This window comes from Micromonospora sp. MGP-C2 (assembly GCF_057766525.1).
Window position 1 is genome coordinate 563,258 of sequence record NZ_JBYMEN010000002.1, and the last position, 16,821, is coordinate 580,078.

19 protein-coding genes are annotated in these 16,821 nt (G+C 69.0%); 13 read left to right on the forward strand and 6 right to left on the reverse strand.

Features of this window, described 5'->3' with window-relative positions:
* Positions 1-169 precede the first annotated feature (169 nt).
* From AC3CF1_RS02175 to AC3CF1_RS02220, 10 genes are all read left to right on the forward strand, one after another.
* The gene (locus AC3CF1_RS02175; RefSeq protein WP_355160888.1) at positions 170-709 is read left to right on the forward strand and encodes a DinB family protein; all 540 of its coding nucleotides are present in this window, start codon (positions 170-172) and stop codon (positions 707-709) included.
* 346 nt (positions 710-1,055) lie between these two features.
* Positions 1,056-1,508 carry a GNAT family N-acetyltransferase gene (locus tag AC3CF1_RS02180; RefSeq protein ID WP_355160886.1) on the forward strand — a complete coding sequence of 151 codons (453 nt, stop codon included), beginning with the start codon at positions 1,056-1,058 and terminating at the stop codon, positions 1,506-1,508.
* Between the two features lie 170 nt (positions 1,509-1,678).
* Complete coding sequence (locus AC3CF1_RS02185; protein ID WP_355160884.1) at positions 1,679-2,005, forward strand: zinc finger domain-containing protein; 327 nt, start codon at positions 1,679-1,681, stop codon at positions 2,003-2,005.
* Positions 2,006-2,231: 226 nt separating this feature from the next.
* Positions 2,232-2,918 carry a Type 1 glutamine amidotransferase-like domain-containing protein gene (locus tag AC3CF1_RS02190; protein WP_488449406.1) on the forward strand — a complete coding sequence of 229 codons (687 nt, stop codon included), beginning with the start codon at positions 2,232-2,234 and terminating at the stop codon, positions 2,916-2,918.
* 330 nt (positions 2,919-3,248) lie between these two features.
* The gene (locus AC3CF1_RS02195; protein ID WP_088948074.1) at positions 3,249-3,605 is read left to right on the forward strand and encodes an ArsR/SmtB family transcription factor; all 357 of its coding nucleotides are present in this window, start codon (positions 3,249-3,251) and stop codon (positions 3,603-3,605) included.
* Complete coding sequence (locus AC3CF1_RS02200; RefSeq protein WP_088948075.1) at positions 3,606-3,833, forward strand: hypothetical protein; 228 nt, start codon at positions 3,606-3,608, stop codon at positions 3,831-3,833.
* Positions 3,830-4,420 carry a CDP-alcohol phosphatidyltransferase family protein gene (locus tag AC3CF1_RS02205; protein ID WP_355160882.1) on the forward strand — a complete coding sequence of 197 codons (591 nt, stop codon included), beginning with the start codon at positions 3,830-3,832 and terminating at the stop codon, positions 4,418-4,420. The genes AC3CF1_RS02200 and AC3CF1_RS02205 overlap by 4 nt, the downstream gene beginning before the upstream one ends.
* The gene (locus AC3CF1_RS02210) at positions 4,417-4,917 is read left to right on the forward strand and encodes a hypothetical protein (RefSeq protein ID WP_355160880.1); all 501 of its coding nucleotides are present in this window, start codon (positions 4,417-4,419) and stop codon (positions 4,915-4,917) included. Before AC3CF1_RS02205 ends, AC3CF1_RS02210 begins: the two co-directional genes overlap by 4 nt.
* A gap of 99 nt (positions 4,918-5,016) precedes the next feature.
* A complete protein-coding gene (locus tag AC3CF1_RS02215) occupies positions 5,017-5,418 on the forward strand; it encodes a hypothetical protein (RefSeq protein ID WP_355160879.1) in 402 nt (133 codons plus the stop codon).
* A gap of 517 nt (positions 5,419-5,935) precedes the next feature.
* Positions 5,936-6,376: a VOC family protein gene (locus AC3CF1_RS02220; RefSeq protein WP_355160877.1), complete on the forward strand. Its 441-nt coding sequence runs from the start codon at positions 5,936-5,938 to the stop codon at positions 6,374-6,376.
* Positions 6,377-6,392: 16 nt separating this feature from the next.
* Here the strand turns inward: AC3CF1_RS02220 and AC3CF1_RS02225 are convergent, their stop codons facing one another.
* Positions 6,393-6,887, reverse strand: a complete 495-nt coding sequence (locus AC3CF1_RS02225; RefSeq protein WP_355160876.1) for a GNAT family N-acetyltransferase — start codon at positions 6,885-6,887, stop codon at positions 6,393-6,395.
* 186 nt (positions 6,888-7,073) lie between these two features.
* Here AC3CF1_RS02225 and AC3CF1_RS02230 point away from each other — a divergent pair, with 186 nt between their 5' ends.
* Positions 7,074-7,277, forward strand: a complete 204-nt coding sequence (locus AC3CF1_RS02230) for a hypothetical protein (RefSeq protein ID WP_488449407.1) — start codon at positions 7,074-7,076, stop codon at positions 7,275-7,277.
* 45 nt (positions 7,278-7,322) lie between these two features.
* Positions 7,323-7,763, forward strand: a complete 441-nt coding sequence (locus tag AC3CF1_RS02235) for a GNAT family N-acetyltransferase (protein ID WP_488449408.1) — start codon at positions 7,323-7,325, stop codon at positions 7,761-7,763.
* Here the strand turns inward: AC3CF1_RS02235 and AC3CF1_RS02240 are convergent.
* Positions 7,760-8,674 carry an NAD-dependent epimerase/dehydratase family protein gene (locus AC3CF1_RS02240; RefSeq protein WP_488449409.1) on the reverse strand — a complete coding sequence of 305 codons (915 nt, stop codon included), beginning with the start codon at positions 8,672-8,674 and terminating at the stop codon, positions 7,760-7,762. The genes AC3CF1_RS02235 and AC3CF1_RS02240 overlap by 4 nt on opposite strands.
* 198 nt (positions 8,675-8,872) lie before the next feature.
* Here AC3CF1_RS02240 and AC3CF1_RS02245 point away from each other — a divergent pair, with 198 nt between their 5' ends.
* Positions 8,873-9,532, forward strand: coding sequence for a hypothetical protein (locus tag AC3CF1_RS02245; protein ID WP_488449410.1), 660 nt, complete (start codon positions 8,873-8,875; stop codon positions 9,530-9,532).
* 119 nt (positions 9,533-9,651) lie between these two features.
* On the opposite strand, the gene AC3CF1_RS02250 is transcribed toward AC3CF1_RS02245, so the two are convergent.
* From AC3CF1_RS02250 to AC3CF1_RS02265, 4 genes are all read right to left on the reverse strand, one after another.
* Positions 9,652-12,480: a PQQ-dependent sugar dehydrogenase gene (locus tag AC3CF1_RS02250; RefSeq protein WP_354981439.1), complete on the reverse strand. Its 2,829-nt coding sequence runs from the start codon at positions 12,478-12,480 to the stop codon at positions 9,652-9,654.
* Between the two features lie 88 nt (positions 12,481-12,568).
* Complete coding sequence (locus tag AC3CF1_RS02255; protein ID WP_210794104.1) at positions 12,569-13,747, reverse strand: ThuA domain-containing protein; 1,179 nt, start codon at positions 13,745-13,747, stop codon at positions 12,569-12,571.
* 424 nt (positions 13,748-14,171) lie between these two features.
* Positions 14,172-15,155: an Lrp/AsnC family transcriptional regulator gene (locus AC3CF1_RS02260; RefSeq protein ID WP_488449411.1), complete on the reverse strand. Its 984-nt coding sequence runs from the start codon at positions 15,153-15,155 to the stop codon at positions 14,172-14,174.
* Between the two features lie 70 nt (positions 15,156-15,225).
* Entirely contained in the window at positions 15,226-16,797 is a 1,572-nt protein-coding gene (locus AC3CF1_RS02265) for an MFS transporter (RefSeq protein ID WP_488449412.1), read from the reverse strand.
* Positions 16,798-16,821: the final 24 nt, after the last annotated feature.

Below are 16,821 nucleotides of genomic sequence, written 5' to 3' on the forward strand. Positions count from 1 at the left end.
GCACCTGAGGCCGTCCGGAAGACCGCCGAACCATGATCATGCCGTCAACGGGTGCCGGGCTGCTATTGGATGGCACGGTGGACTCAGTGCGGCGTTGCGAGAGCGGCCGTCGGAGTTGGGGCACCGCAGCTCGCTTGACTGGTGCCTGCGCCCGCGATTGGGTGGCGCCGTGAGCAAACTGTGGACCGCCCCCGAGGACGACCCTAGGACCTTCGGTCAGCCCGTCGGCGAAAAGGCGACCTACCGCGAGTACCTCGGCAACTACCGTCTGACCATAGAGATGAAGTGCGACGGACTGGACACCGAGCAGCTCGGCCGACGCTCGGTACCGCCCAGCACCCTGAGCTTGCTCGGCCTGGTCCGCCACCTGGCTCAGATGGAGAACCACTGGTTCCAGCGCGTGCTGCAAGGCCGGACCGACGCACGGCGCCTTTACAAGCACGAGGACGACCCGGATTGGGACTTCGTTGGCGCGGTCCCCGACCCAGCGGTGGTGAAGGACGCCTTTGCAACCTGGAAGGCTGAGAGCGCCAAGGCCGACGAATGGCTCGACGCCCTTGAGGAGACCGACCTGGGCCGCCAAGTGCCGGCCGACGGTGGCAGCCACGCCACGCGCGACGTGCTTGTCCACGTACTCGAGGAGTATGCGCGGCACGCTGGCCACGCCGACCTCCTGCGCGAGTGCATCGACGGGCGAACCGGGCTGTGACCCATCGGGGCGGTGGGTCAGCATCAGGACCGCCGTCAGGGTGCACCTTCATTGTGAGGAACGGCGGTAAAGCAGAACCGGGGCGGCCCCGGAGCCAGTGAGCGACAGACTGGGTGACGATCACGACTGACACCCGTGACGCGTCGGGACGAAGTCGCTCGGTGGCGGGGGGGTCGGCTACTGTCCGGATCATGCAGTGCTTCGCCGCTGAGCGCACCCGCTTCTGAGGGACGGCTCGATCTGAGCCGTGAGTTGCCCGACCTGCCGATCAGGTCGGGCTATTCGACACACCCTCAAACGGAAGGCACTGGACATCATGAATCTGCGTCCGTTTCGGTCATCAGACGTGGAGCCACTGCTCGAATTGACCATCGCCACCTTCGGCCCGTTCTACGAGGACTCGTTCCGGTCGATCGTGGGCGACGCCATCATGACCAACCAGCATGGCACCTGGCGTGAGGACTACCGCGAGATGTGGGTCGGGCTGCACGACCCACAGCACAACAAGCACGTTGTCGTCGTCGAGGACGGCGACACGCTCCTCGGATTTGCCGCGTGGCAGACGAACCCGGACAAGCGCAGCGGTGAGATCGACATCATCGCCGTGGCGGCGGATCAACGCCGGCACCACGTCGGCAGGGAGTTGTGCACACACGCCTTCGATGCGATGAAGCACGCTGGGGTCGAGGTCGTCTCGATCGGCACGGGAGGCGATCGGTTCCACGACGCGGCCAGGGCGTTCTACGGCAGTCTCGGCATGACTGCCCTGCCCTTGGTCCGCTACTACATGGCCCTCTGACGGCGTACCGGTCGGCCGTCGATCGCGGCCGACCGGTATCCCAGTCCCGTGAGGTTGAGCCCCGGCCGGTGACCACTACAACGCCACGTGACGAGCGGTTGAGATCTGTGGTGTGAGCGAGCCGGCACCGTGCTGAGGTTTCGTCGGCCCGGTGGCGGGCAGGCGCAGGCGTGCGCATCAACGTGGAGGAGCCAGGGGCTGCCGAACTGTTCTGGGAAGGGATGCGGGAGGTGGCTGCTGCCGCCGCCCGGCATCAGGATCCCGACCTGTACCACTCGATTGTCAAGATCGGCAGGGCTGCACTGTCTCAGGGCGTCGAGCTGGTGCCGTCGAGTGGACTCTTTCTGGTATGCCCTGTGTGTGAGGTCTTGGCAGGTCAGCGGTGTGTCAACGTGCCCAGGCACCCTCTGCAGGACAACGTTCTTCATGCGGAGCGGACGGAGTTGGCCGAGAAGGCGCTGAGGGGAGAAGTCCCCTTCCCCGATCCGCTTCGCTGACGTCTCCTGCCCGGACCCGCAGCGTCTCACGAGGACCGAGCTGCCACCGAGGCATGCTCGGCTCCTGCCGTGCAGCTCTCGGAGCGCTGCGGGCGGAGGCGGTTGACGGTTGGACGGCCGCCAGCGGATGATCCAGCGGTGTGTCGCTCGGCTCAGCGAGCCGGGACGCTGGCCTCAATGGACAACATGTTCGCCGTCATGTGGTGGCTTCAGGAGAGCGGATTTCATGAAGTTCCTTCTCACGTCGTCGGGCATTTGTAACCCGAGCATCTCCGACGCGCTCGTCGAGCTGCTGGGCAAGCCGATCGCCGAATCCACGGCCCTGTTCATCCCGACCGCGGTCTACCCCTTCCCCGGTGGAGCTGAGAGGGCATGGAAGGCGATCCACGGCCAGGCTTCGATCCCGCTGTCCCAGCTCGGTTGGAAATCCCTGGGGATGTTGGAGCTCACCGCGCTGCCGACCATTCGGGAGGAGAACTGGGTCCCGGCGGTCCGGGAGGCCGATGCCCTCCTCGCCTGGGGCGGCGATGTGCTGTACCTGACCTACTGGCTGCGCCAGTCGGGCTTGGCCGACCTCCTGCCGTCGCTGAGTGACACGGTCTATGTGGGGGTCAGCGCCGGGAGCATCGCGGTCACCCCGTACAACTGCGACGCCGAATTCGACAGTCAATTCGTCCCTGACGGCAGCGACATGGCGCAGGACGCCGATCGGGCGCTGGGGCTGGTGGATTTCACCCTGTACCCCCACCTCAACCATCCGGAGATGGAGGACACCGAGCTGTCCAACATCCAGAAATGGGCGTCCGGAATCCCGGTCCCGACTTACGCCATCGACGACAACACTGCCATCAAGGTGGTCGATGGCACCGTTGAGGTCATCTCCGAAGGCGACTGGAGACTGATCAACCCCTGACCGAGACGGACGTCATGGCCGCTCTCCAACGCCTCACTGATCGGGTAGGGCGCGAAGCCTGGCGGGATGAGCCACCCGCCGTCCGCCTGAAGGCCGGAATGCGCCCCGTCGGCGTACAACCACCAGGCGCGCAGGTCCGGCGGCAGCGGCTGGACGACTGCCTCCTGTGCCGCCACGAGGTCGTCCTCAGACGCCGGCGGTCGTAGAGCCGTGCCGCCGCCGGGCAGCTACCCCTTTGGATTCGGACGGTTGGGTCGAAAATACCCTTGCCGCGCCGCTCGCCCCACCCCGAGTTGACGCTCTGACTTGCGTATGCCAATAATAGTTGGCATGAGCCAAGGTGAGGTATGGGAGCTGAGCGGTGACCGGCTGGTCGAGGTCCTCGCCACGCTGGCCAGCCCGCACCGATTGCGTGTGCTCGCGGCGTTGGCCGGCGAACGCGCCTACGTCTCACAACTCGCCCGCGACCTGGGCATCAGCCGCGCGCTGCTGCAGGTGCACCTGAAGAAGTTGGAAAAGGCCGGGCTGGTCACCGCGCATCTGGAGTTGTCCGCGGACGGCAAGGCACTCAAGTACTACGAGGCCACCCCGTTCTCACTGCACCTCACGCCCGACGTGGTGGCGGTCGCCGCCACGACCCTGAGCACCGCCGGAGACGGCGACGCCGTACCCAAAGGAAACAGTTAGATGGACATCGCCGCCTCGGTCTTCCTCATCGTCATCGCCGCCGTGGTCATCGCGGCCATCTGGTATGCCGGCGTCCGCAAGCGGGTCGCCGTCTCCGGCGAACTGCAGCGGCAATACGCGGAGCAGGCCGCCGAAACACAGCGCCTGCTCGCCGACATGGGCGCGCAGCTGGCCGATCTGAACCGACGCACCGCCGAGATGCACCGCATTCTCAAGGACGCCGAATGACAGCCCTCGGCCTCAGCCCGCCGGTCACGCTGGTCAACGTCCCCAACGCCATCACCGCCGTCCGGACCGCCATCTCGGTGGCGCTCGCCGTGGCGGCGCTGACCCACCGCAGCGTCCACCTGCTCGTCGCCGCATACCTGATCTACTGGATCGGTGACATCCTGGACGGCGCCGCCGCCCGGGCCTTGGGGCAGGAGACGCGCACCGGCGCGGTCTTCGACATCGTCGCCGACCGTGCCTGCACGTCGGCCTGTGCCGCCGCGCTGGTCGTGCTGCGGCCCGCCACCGCCCTGCCGGTCGCGGTGTTTCTCGTCCAGTTCATGGTCATCGACCAGTTGCTGAGCCTGATGTTCCTGCGTTGGCCGCTGCTGAGTCCGAACTACTTCGCCAGCGTCGATCGCCGCATCTACCTGTGGAACTGGTCGCCGCCTGCGAAGGCGTTGAACACCGCCGCGGTGGTGATCCTGGCGATCGTCGCCCCGACGGCCGTGGCCGTCACGTTCGCCCTCGCGGTCGCAGCGGTGAAGGTCGTCTCGTTGGTCTGCGCCGCCAAGTTGCCGGCGGGCCTGCCGCACAGCCGGCCATGATCGCCGTCCTGGCGGCTGCGGCCGTCGGGCTCCTGTCGGCCTTCCTGCCGTTCACACCGGCCGAGCCGTACCTGATCGCGGCCGTGGCGACGACCGGCGCGCCGTCGGTGGCGCTGGGTGTAGCTGCCGCGGCCGGTCAGACTGCCGGCAAGGTCCTGATCTTCCTCGCCGCGCGCGGCGCGATCCAATCGTCCTGGCTGCAAGGCCGGCTCAGCAGGCACACACCCGCCGTGCGGGAGCCGGCGGGGCGGCTGGCGACGATGCTCGCCCGCCCGAAGGCGGCCGGGGCGCGGCTCGTCGAGGTGATGGAACGCCCCCGCCAGGCCACCGGGCTGCTGCTGGTCAGCGCCATCACCGGATTCCCGCCGTTGCTGGCCGCCAGCGTCTACCTGGGCCGTACACCCATGCGTTCCACGGCCTTCGCGGTGACCTGCCTGCTGGGCCGGACGATTCGCTTCGTGACGATCGCGCTGGCTCCGCACTTCGCTGGCTACTGAGCAGACCGCCGGAGCCGAGGCCTCACCAATTCAGGTCCGGTGTGGATCAAAGTGACTGCTAGACTCCACTGCCGCCCGACCCCGTATCCTCCGGGCAGGATGGAGCCTCCGGTGGGAAGAGCCTGGCGACTCGCCGCCGCCCTGTCGCTCATCGTGGTCGTGCCGGCGACCGCAGGGTGTTCCCGGTACCTCGGATGCGCGCCCGGTCCACCCTCGGACATCACCGTGTCGGACCTGGCAGGTGTCTACACCAGTTCTGGCGGCGCGAAGATCGAGCTACGCGAAGACGGTCGCTATGGCGCCAGCAACGTGCCGCCCGATCTCGTGGAACGCACCGCAGAAGGCACCTGGACCCTCGATGTCGCCTCGGATACCAGCGAGGATCTGAGGCTCGGGGATACCCAACTGTGGATTTCAGGCGATCGCGCTGAGCCCTGGCTGTACCGGTTCGAAGGCGATCCCGACAGTTGCGACCTCGTTGAGTTCCGCAGGAACCGCTGACGCTTCACCACCCGCATCCTCCTGCTTGCCTGCAGGATAACAACGAGCGCGGCGGCGAGGGGCATCACACCGGCGAGAGAAGTTCCTGCACCACCGGGTTCCCCCGATGGTGGGGACCTCTTCGACAAGCCGTTGTAGACGACTCCCGGAACTAAGCCAGCGCGACAAGCAGCTGCTCGTGTCGGCCTCCGTGCGGTTCTTCAGAACCGACGACTCGATCGAGACAACTGGGCCGAGCCGCTAATGCGCCCGCACAATCGCCAGGAACTGCTTGGGTTGTCGACGACAGCACCGTCGTCGTGGCCGTCACGACGGCGAACACCGAGGGACGTGCCGCTGTCCACGGCCGGACTCTAACGTGCGGACCTGGCCCTGCCGGCCGTGGCCGTCGACCCGGGCCCTGGCCCGACAGGGGACCAGCCACTGACTGACGAAACCTGTGTCGAGAACGGCCGGGCGGCTCCGTCCCCGGGGAGGATGCGGCCACAGGGGCCGTATCGGACCAGGGAGATCCAGCATGGCGATCCAGCGGATGGACAACGTCCTCATCGTTGTCGAGGACCTCGACGCTGTCATTGCGTTCTTCGTCGAACTGGGCATGGAACTGGAGGGCAGAGGGCCGGTCGAGGGACGATGGGTGGAGCGTGTCATCGGGGTCGACGACGTCCGACAGGAGGTCGCGATGCTGCGCACCCCGGATGGCCAGGGCAAGGTCGAGCTGGCGATGTTCCACACGCCGAAGGCGATCAGCCCCGATCCCAGGGACGCGCCGGCGAACACGCTCGGTCTTCGTCGCATCATGTTCGCCGTCGACGACATCGAGGACGTCGTCGCCCGTCTTCGTGCCCGTGGCGCGGACCTCGTCGGCGAGTTGGAGCGGTACGAGGACATCTTTCGGCTCTGCTACGTGCGCGGTCCCGAGGGCATCATCGTCGGACTGGCCGAACAGCTCAGGTGAGGGGTGTTCTCGGGCGTCAGGCCTGGATCTCGGCCACCATCGTGTCCGCGTTCTCGAACGACTCGACACTGCGGAACCCTTCAGCCACGTACAGCCGTCTGGCGGTGTTCGCCCTCTCCACGCTCAGCGAGACGGTGCGAACGCCACGGTCGCGCGCGGCGTTCAGGACGGCGCGCAGGAGGGCCCGACCCACCCCCTGGCCCCGCCACGACTCCACCACACCGATGGTCAGCTCCGGCACGTCGTCGCTCACGTACCCGTAGCCCGGGTCAGCGGCAATCAGGTACCGGAACCAGGCCGCCCCGACCGGCCGACCCGCCGGCTCCGTCGCGACCATCCCGAAGTCGTCGGGCCGCATCCAACCGGTGACGTAGTGAGCCAGCGCCGGGTCAGCCAGGATCTGCTCGCGGGGCCAGTTGCGCTCCGGCAACCAGTTCACTGCCGCCGCGAGCATGTCGACCATGAACGCGCGATCTGCCGAGCTGGCCGCGCGGACACCGAAGTCCTTCACCGCCAAACCCTGCCATAGAAGCAGGTCCTCTGTCGATCATGGAGTTGTGATGGGTCGTAGTACCAACTGATGAGGCCGTTCTCGTTCCCCGCGTCGATGGCACGGCTGACATTCGGGGCCAGGGTGGATGCAGCGTCGCCGCACGGTCGGCGGGGGTCCTGGCAGCACTGTCGAAAGAGGTCATCCGTGAGCGGGGAAGAGCAACCGAACGGCAAGTGGGCGCCCTGGTGGATCTACGTCCCCGTCATCCTCGGCAGCAACTACGTCAAGCAGTACCTGGTTCGGGACCTGCCCGTGGCGGTCAACGCCGTGATCACCCTCGTGCTGGTCGGCACGCTCTTCCTGATCATCACTGTGGTGTATCGCAGCATGAGACGCGTCGACCGGTAGCGACGTGGGAGCGGCCGCGGCGGCGGCTCTGGTTACGCTCACTGTATGTTCCGTGCGGCTCGGCCTGACGACCTGGCGCAGATCATCCGCCTCTACCAACAGCTGAACCCGGACGATCCGGTGCTGGACGATGACTCCGCTGCGGCGGTCTTCCGCCAGATCCTCGGCTCACCAGGGCTGCACCTCTTCGTCCTCGAACTGGACGGGGCCGTCGTCGCCTCGACGTACCTCAACGTGATCCCCAACCTGAGCCGATCGGCGTCCCCGTACGCCGTCATCGAGAACGTCGTCGTGGAGGAATCACGGCGAGGCACCGGTCTGGGGCGGCAGATCATGGCCGACACGCTCCAGGCGGCATGGGACGCGGGCTGCTACAAGGCGATGCTGATGACAGGTTCGCGCAACCCCGCGACGCACGGCTTCTACCGCGCCTGCGGGTTCTCGCCCGACGTCAAGACCGCCTATCTCGCCCGACCACCGGCCTAGGCCTGTCGGGCGAAGGTCTGCCGCAGCGCCGGATCCAGCGGCCGGCCGGTCGTCGGCTCGATGAACAGCTCGGCGAGCAGGAGATCGGCGAGGTAGCTGGGGTTGACGCCCGACTCCTTGCGGGCGAGGGCCTGTAGCGCGCCGCCGAGGCGCAGCGCGGCCTTCGCCGCGCCGGCCGGCAGCCGGGCGACCCGGCGGCGTCGGCCGACCGCGTCGGTGATGCGCGCGATCATGTCGACCCAGGTCAGGTTCTCGTCGGCGACCGGGATGTCCGCGCCGCTGGCCTGCTCCAGGGCGTCGGCCGCGACCTCGGCCACGCTGCGGGCCGAGGCCGCGGCGCTTCCGCCGGTCGGCGCGACCAGAGGTGTACGGGAGCGGACCCACCGGTCCAGCGGCCCGGCCCAGTTCGGCAGCCGGTCACCGGCCCGACCGAAGACGAAGGGCAGTTCGAGGACGGCGACCGGCAGATCCGGGCCGGCTGCCGCGCGCCCCTCGCGGGCCTGCTCCAGCCGGCAACGGATGTACGTGTGACGCTCGGCGAGCCGCCACTGCGGATGCAGCCGGTCGAAATAGGTGTAGTACGACCCCATCACGACCCCGCGGGTGAGGCCCTCCAGGCGGGCGGCGGTGAACAGGCGTACCACCGGTTCGACGTTGTCGCGGCGGAACTCCGGATAGATCGGCTTGGGCAACGGCTTCTGCTCGTCGGTGCGGGTGGCGTACACGACGCCGTCGTGCCCGGCGAGCAACGGCCGCAGCTCCTCGATCGAGGCGGACCCGACATCGAGCAGGTGGTCGACCCCCGGATGGGCGGTACGCGCCACAGTGGTGGTGGCATGCCCGCGCTCGCGCAGCACGTCCACGACATGAGCGCCGATCAGGCCACTGCCACCCACCACGAGAATTCGCACGGTGCATCGTCCACTCTGGATCCGGGTCCTTGTCAAGCCGCCACGACTGCCACCGAGCTTGCAGTGCCGCAAATCCCGCCGCCGGTGCCCGGTGCGCTCCGACGTCGCACCGCTCACGCCAAGTGCGAACAGCCGATCCAATGTGGTCAACTCGTGTACGGTCAGTGACGGTTGCCTGACTGCGGCACCCTCCGCACCGTGCCGGAAACCGTCCTCACCAACCGGGGCCGGGTGCCGAAGGCGGGGGTGCCATCGCGACGAACGGGGGAGACGATGCCGGAGCCGCGCGCCTTCTGGCTGGATGAGCAGTTCGACCGTGAGCACGGCACCGACGGGCGGGGCCGCTACGAGGCCGAGGTGCTGGGGCGGATCGACGAGTTCGCCGTGACCTGGGGTGACATCGCCCCGGTCGAGTTCGCGGCGACGGCCTGGCGGATCGCCGGCGAGCTGTCGCCCGGCTTCGCCCGCTGGCATCGGCGGATCGTGTCGGCGACCTGCACGCGAAGCCCGTGGGACGGCAGCATGGTCTGCGCCGTGACGGTGGTCTCCGGCTGGCCGGCCGAGCTCACCTGGACCAAGCAGTGGCAGCGCGACCGCGGCTGGCGAGACTGGCCCCAGCTGTTCGGCCAGTTCACCACACCGACGGAGCAGGATCAGACGCGAAGCCCGCACCTGCGGGCGATGCTCCAGGTGGAGGCACCGCTCCCGCTCGACGACCTGCCGCCCGCCCCGGACGGTCCGGACGATTCCGTGGCGGTCACCGCGCGCCGAGCCGTGGCGGTGTTGGCCCGGGAGCTCAACGACCTCCTCGCGCCGATGATCGGTCAGCTTGAGGCAGGGGTGCCGGCAGACTCCTGAGTCCGCACCCCGAGACGACGGCGAGAAGAACCGGGGCGGGCGGATGTCACCGCCCGCCCCGGACTCCCACTCTGGATCAGCGGGCCGGCCCGGCCACCGACCAGGCCGGGCTCCGTCGCTCAGCCAGTGAGGACGAACCTCTCCCAGGAACCGACCGACGTGCGGTTGGCGATCAACGCCCCCGCCCCGGCGTTCTCGGCGGCCACGATCTGGTTGTTGGCCAGTGCCCGCAGGCCGACCGTCCCGTCCGAGTTGGTGATGATCTGGAAGGTCTCCCACGGTCCGACCGTCGTGCGGTTCGCGATCAACGGCTCCGCGCCCGCGTTCTCGGCGCAGACGTACAGCCCGTTGGCGCGTGACCGGAGGGCGATGTTGCCGTTGCCGGCGTCCACCCGGTCGAACTGCTCGGTCGTCGAGACGCTGGCCTTGTTGGCGATCAGCGGGTTCGTGCCGACCGCAGACACGTACTGGTTGTTGACCTGCGCCCGCAGCGTGATCCCCCCGCTGGGGGTGGTGGTGCCGGTGGTGAAGGTGAACGCGTCGACGTCGAACAGGTTGCCCGAGCCACCCTTGAAGACCAGGTACAGCGAGGTCGACGCGCCGGGCGGGTTGCTGATGGCGGTGGAGACGTCCACGAAGGTCTCCCAGCTACCGGTCACCGGCACCGTGGCGGTGCCCAGCAGGCTGCCCGTGGCGGAACCGGCACGGACCTCGATGGTGCCGCCGGCGCCGGCCGAGGAGACCCGGGCGGTGAACCGGGTCGCGTTGGACAGGTTGTACGGCTGGTACGAGATCCAGTCGTTGTTCTCGATGAACCCGGCGGTACGGCCACCCTCGGCGTTGGTGTGGTCGGTGGCCTGGACGCCGGACTGGGCGCTGAAGTGCTCACCCTGCCGGTGCTTCGGTTGCAGGGTCTTGATGCTGTGCGTGGTGAGCCCACCGTTGTCGGTGTAGGCGGCGTCGAAGACGCCGTAGATGTTGGCCGCCGAGTCGTGCTCCCCGTCGGTCGGCACGGTGATCGAGCCGCTGCACCCGTTCTTCGAGGTGATCTGGTGGGCGTGGCTGTCGTGGCCCAGCGCGTACGTCAGGCTGACCTTGGAGCAGTCGATCGTGCCGTCCTGCGGGTCGCTCACCGAGATCTGGTACGGCACCGTGTCACCGAAGTTGAACAACTGCCCGTCGCTGGGCGCGGTCAGCGTCACCGTCGGGGCCGTGTTGCCGACGGTGATGACCAGGCTCGCCGTGCCGGACAGGCCGGTCGGATCGGTGACCTTCAACGTGGGGGAGTACGTGCCGTTCGTGGTGTACGTCTTGGTGGGGTTGGCCGCCGTCGACGTGGTGCCGTCGCCGAACGTCCACAGGTAGCTCAGCGCCCCACCCTCGGGGTCGGAGCTGCCGGCCGACGAGAAGGTGACAGTCAACGGGTTGGCCCCCGACGTGGGGTTCGCCGAGGCGACAGCGATCGGGCTGCGGTTGCCACCACCGATGTACTCGATCCGGAACAGCGCCTGGTTGTTCGAGCCGGTGCCGTAGTCCAGCACGTAGAGTGCGCCGTCCGGGCCGAAGGCCATGTCCATGACCTGTGTGCCGCTCCACGGGAAGTTGGAGATCTCCCCCCGGGAGCCGTCGGAGTTGACCGCGATGGCCTTGATCCAGCGGCGGCCGTACTCGCCGGCGAAGAACTGGCCGTTCAGCGACGCCGGGAACTTGATGCTGGAGTTGAGCGAGGCGTCGTACCGGTAGACCGGCCCACCCATCGGCGACTCCGAGCCGCTGCCGAACTCCGACGGTGAGCCGGAGTCACCCGCGTACTTGATCCAGGCCGGCTTCGCCGCGGGCAGCGTGCCGAGCCCGGTGTTGCGGAACGAGTTGTTCGTCGGCCCGCCCGTGCAGTTGTACTTGGACTGCGACGGCCCGGACGGGAAGGTGTATTCATTGTATGTTTCCGTGCTGGTGTTGGCGCCCGTGCAGTACGGCCAGCCGTAGTTGCCGGGCGCCGCGATGCGGTTGAACTCGACCTGACCCGACGGGCCACGGCTGGAGTTCGTGCTCCCGGCGTCGGGGCCGTAGTCGCCGAGGTAGACGACACCGGTCGCCTTGTCGACGCTCATCCGGAACGGGTTGCGCAGACCCATCGCGTAGATCTCCGGACGGGTGCCCGACGTGCCGGGCGCGAACAGGTTGCCCGACGGGATCGTGTACGTGCCGTCCGCCTGCGGCTTGATCCGCAGCACCTTGCCCCGCAGGTCGTTGGTGTTGCCCGCCGAGCGCTGGGCGTCGAACTGCGGGTTGCGGTTGGTCCGCTCGTCCAGCGGCGCGTAGCCGGACGACTCGAACGGGTTGGTGTCGTCGCCGGTGGTCAGGTACAGGTTGCCTGCGGCGTCGAAGTCCAGGTCACCGCCGACGTGGCAGCACTGCCCACGGTCGTTGGCGACCTGGAGCACGATCTTCTCGCTGCCCAGGTTGAGCGTGTCGTCGCTGTTGAGCGTGAACCGGGACAGCCGCAGGTGCCCCTTCCACCGGTCCCAGTCAGACTGCGATCCGGTGGTCGGTGCGTCCCCGGACGGCGTGCTCAACGTGGGCGAGTAATACAGGTAGATCCACCGGTTGCTGGCGAAGTTGGGGTCGACGGCGACGCCCTGCAACCCCTCCTCGTCGTGGGTGTAGACCGACAGGGTGCCGGACACCTTGGTGTTGCCGGCCACGTCGGTCACGCGCAGCACACCGTTGCGGGCGGTGTGGAGCACCGAGCGGTTGGGCAGCACGGCCAGGGACATGGCCTCACCCAGCTCGGCCGAGCCGGTGGCGAGTTTGACCTGCTGATAGTCGGAGGCGGGAATGACCGCCGCCTGGGCGGTCGACGGTGCGGCCACAGCCAGGGTCACGCTCGCGACGGTGGTGACCGCCGCGAGGAGAGCCCGGGGCCAGCGCCGGGGGTACGAAAGCATGATCGTCCTTTCTCGACGACCGGTGGACGGGCGCGCGGGGGCGCACCACGACCAGATGGGGATCGTGGGGAACGTGCGGGGGACCAGGTCAGCCGGTGACGAGGTCGAACTTCTCCCACTGACCGATGGAGGTCCGGTTGGCGATCAGCGCGGAGGCGCCCGCATTCTCGGCGGCGACGTAACGGTTGTTCACAGTGGCCCGCAGGCTCACCGTGCCGTCGGAGTTACGCACGAGCTGGAACGTCTCCCACGCGCCGGCGGTGGCCCGGTTGGCGATCAGCGCGGCGGCACCGGCGTTCTCGGCGGCGACGAACTGCCCGTTGCCCTTGGAGCGCAGCGCCACGTTGCCGTTGGCGAGGTTGACCAGGTCGAACCGCTCGGTGGTGCCGACGCTGCTGCGGTTGGCGATCAGCGCGGTGGTGGCGTTGAGCGCGCTGACGTACTGGTTGTTGGCCCGGGCCCGCAGCGTGGAGCCGCTCGGCGGCGGGGTCGTGGTGCGCGGCGAGCAGTCGGCCGTGACGGAGCCCGCGGCGACCTGGAGGCCGCCGAGCAGCATCCGGGTGAAGTTCGGGTCGGTGTACGACGCCTCGGTGTGCCCGAGGCCCGTGTACCAGGCCCGTCCGCCGCCGTACGCCTTGCACCAGGTGATCGGGTGGTCGCCGCTCATGTTGCCGCCGCTGTAGGACGACTCGTCGAGGCTGGCCAGGACCCGCGCGCTGGACCGGGGGTTGGTGCGGTAGTTGTACCACTCGTCGGAGCGGACCCAGGTGTCGCTCAGGTGGGCGGTCGACGGGTTCGTCCGGTCCTCGATCTTCACGGTCGCGGTCTGGATCGCCGGGTGCGAGTCGAACCATGCCCCGACCAGCGAGCCGTACCACGGCCAGCTGTATTCGGTGTCGGCGGCTGCGTGCACACCGACGAACCCGCCACCAGCGGCGATGTACGACTCGAAGGCCGTCTGCTGGCTGGCGTTGAGGACGTCACCGGTCGTCGACAGGAAGACCACCGCCTGGTACTGCGCCAGGTTGCTGGTGGTGAACTGGGCGGCGTCCTCGGTCGAGGTCACGGTGAAGCCGTTGGCCGAGCCGAGCTGCTGGATCGCGGCGATGCCGTTCGGGATGGACGAGTGCCGGAAGCCGGCGGTCTTGCTGAACACCAGGACCTTGGTCAGCGGTGCCGCCGAGGCCGGCGTCGGAAGGGCCACCAGGCTGGTCAGGAACACAGCGAGGCCGGTGACGAGTGCTAACAGACGGGGACGGGAACGCATGCTCTTGCTCCTCTGCTGAGCGTCGACCCGGGCGCGCGTCACGGAGCTGTGGGGGCTCGCCGGGGCCGAGATGGCGGTGGTACGGAGCCGGGCCGCCGATGCTCGGCTGAGATGGTGCGGGGTGGTGCCGTGCCGGTGGGGATCGTCCTGCGGGGGAGCGCGACGCTGCGCAGTGCGGGTTGCCGTGCCGGTGCTCCCCGCCCGCCGAGGGGGGAGCGTCGCGTCGCTGCCGACAGTGCCAGGAGACGGCTGGCGCGACGGCGACGACGCGTTCGCGATGGCAGCGACGACGACCTCAGCCGGCCAATGTGGACGATCGAAGCTCATCGACATGCATCGCTGACGCAGTAAACCTCCGATGTCTGCGCTCCGTCAAGCCCGTGCCCGTCGGCTACCACCCACTGGACGGTGCCACCGGGACACTTCAGTCCGGTACGGCCGCAGGCGCGAGCGACAGCTGTTTGATCTGGCGCAGCATCAGCGCGGTCTCGACGGTGCGGATGCCGTCCAGAGCGCCGATCTTGTCGTTCAGGTACGCGTACAGCTCCTCGGTGCCCCGGCAGCGGACGGCAGCGATGATGTTGGTCTGGCCGGTGGCCGCGGCGGCGAACTCCACCTCCGCGTGCTCGGCGAGCGCGTGCCCGGCCGCGGCCAGCGCGGACGGCGCCACGGTCAGCCACAGCATCGCGCCGATCTCGCGGCCCACGTGTTCCGGCAGATACTGCACGGCGAAGTAGAGCGCGCCGTTGCCGCGCAGCCGGTCCAGGCGGCGCCGCACCACGTCCTCGGACTGGCCGCACGCTCTCTGCAGGTCGGCGAGGCCGGTCCGGCCATCCCGGAACAGCGCGGCGAGCAGCGCCTCGTCGGTGTCGTCGACCGTGACGGTGCCGGGGGCGGCCGCGTCCAGCGGCGCGGGGCGCAGCGCCGCCTCCTGCTCGGCGCTGAGGGCGTTGGCCTTCTGCAGCCAGCGCAGGGGACCGCCGTAGAAGCGGTGCAACAGGCAGTGTGCGCTGAACCCGATCACCCGTGGGGTGCGCTGCAACCGGCCCAGCAGCAGTTCGTCGCGGGCGGCGCGACTGCGCGGCCTTATCTCGCAGACCACCTCACTGCCGCCGGAGATCAGCGCGACGTAGGAGGTGTCCGGGCGGCGGGCGAGGGCGTCGGCCAGCCGTTCGGACATGTCCGGGGTGCACCGGAGCCGGACGATCCAGTTGGAGCGGCCGACGCGGCTCTCGTCGGTCATGCCCAGCACGCGTAGCCCCGCCTGAATTTGCAGGCGGCGGAAACGGCGGGCGACGGTCTGGTCCGAGACGCCGAGGGCGGCGGCGATCCGGCTGAAGGGGGCGCGACCGTCGAGTTGCAGGGCCTGCAGCAGTTGCAGGTCGAGCTGGTCCAGGGAAGGAGTCACGGTCTTCCTGATCGTCGTCGGCGTCACCAGCGTAGAAGCCGGTGACGCCGCCGTCCTTCGGTTGGCGAGGTCAGGCCGGGACGGATTCGGGTCGCTGGGCGGCTGGCTGTGGGTCGCGTACCGGGCGCGGGTGGCCCAGCAGGAGGACCGCGGCCAGGGCGGCGATGAGCATCAGCGTGGCCGACACGCTCAGGGACAGGTGGAAGCCGTCGAGGAACGCCTTGTCGAGGGCGTTCAGAGCGACGTCCCGCTGAGCGCCGTAGTCGACGGCGGCGACCGCCTGGAAGCCACTGTCGTCCATCGCCGCGGTCGCGGCCTGCCGGTGGTCATCGCTGACCCCGGCGTCGGCGAGATGTCCGGGCAGGGAGCTGGCCGCCCTGCTGGTCAGCAGGGCGCCCAGGACGGCGGGGCCGAGCGCGCCGCCGACCTGGCGGAAGGCGTTGTTTGCCGCCGCGGCCATGCCGGCCAGCTGGAACGGTACGGAGCTGACCGCGGTTGCGGTCATCGGGGTCAGCACCGCGCCGAGGCCCAGCCCGAACAGCGCGAGCCGCCAGCTCAGCTGCCCGAAGGACGTGTCGGCGTCGACGCCGCTGAGGAGGAACAGGGCGATCGCCGCGATGAACAGGCCGGCGCTGAGCAGCCAGCGCACGTGCACGCGGTGCATGAGGCGGCCGATCAGCGGCCCCACGACGACCGGGACCGCCGTGTTGGTCAGCAGCCGCAGCGCCGCTTCCATGGTCGACAGCTGCTGGACCAGGCCGAGGTAGAGGCTGAGCACGAAGATGCTGCCGATCACGCCCATGAAGCTGACCGCGGCGATCACGGCGGTGGCGTTGAACCCGCGGCTGGCGAACAGGGCGGGGCTCAGCATCGGCGAGTTGCTCCGCCGCTCGATCACGAGGAACGCGGCGAGGCTGAGCGCGGCCACGGCGAACGCCAGGAGCACGACGGGGTCGGTGAACGAGCCGGCGCCGCCCTCGATGACGGCGAAGACCAGAGCGACGATGGCCAGGGCGGCCGTGATCTGTCCCGGCCAGTCCAGGTGCCGCTTTCCCGGCGCCCGCGAGTCGGTCACCAGCGGAATGGCGATCAGGGCGGTGAGCAGGGCGAGCGGGATGGCCGGCAGGTAGATCCACCGCCAGGACGCGTGCTCGAGGATCGCCCCCGCGACGAGTGGGCCGAGTGCGAGGGCGAGCATCAGGGAGGTGGCCCAGAGGCTGATGTAGCGGCCGCGCTTCCTCGGGTCCGGCACGGCGTGGCTGATCAGCGCCAGCGTGGCGGGCAGCAGAGCGGCCGCGCCCACACCGGCCAGCGCCTGGCCGACCCAGACCATCGCGATCGACTGCGCCGACAGCGCGACGGACGCGCCGATCGCGCAGAACAGCAGGCCGGCCTGGAAGACCTTCTTGCGCCCGTGCACGTCGCCGAAGACGCCGGCGGTCAGGATCAGGGCGGCCATCGGCAGGACGAAGGCGTCCGACACCCAGGACAGGTCGGCGGTCGACGCGTTCAGCCCTCGTTGAATCGCCGGCAGGCTCACCGACACCGTCGTCACCGGCAGATATGCGACGAACACCCCCAGGCAGGCCATGACCAGTGTCGCGCCGAGCCGGTCTCCCGACGCCTTGTCCGTTGTTGCCATCTGCGCGCAGCTCCTCTTCGGCGG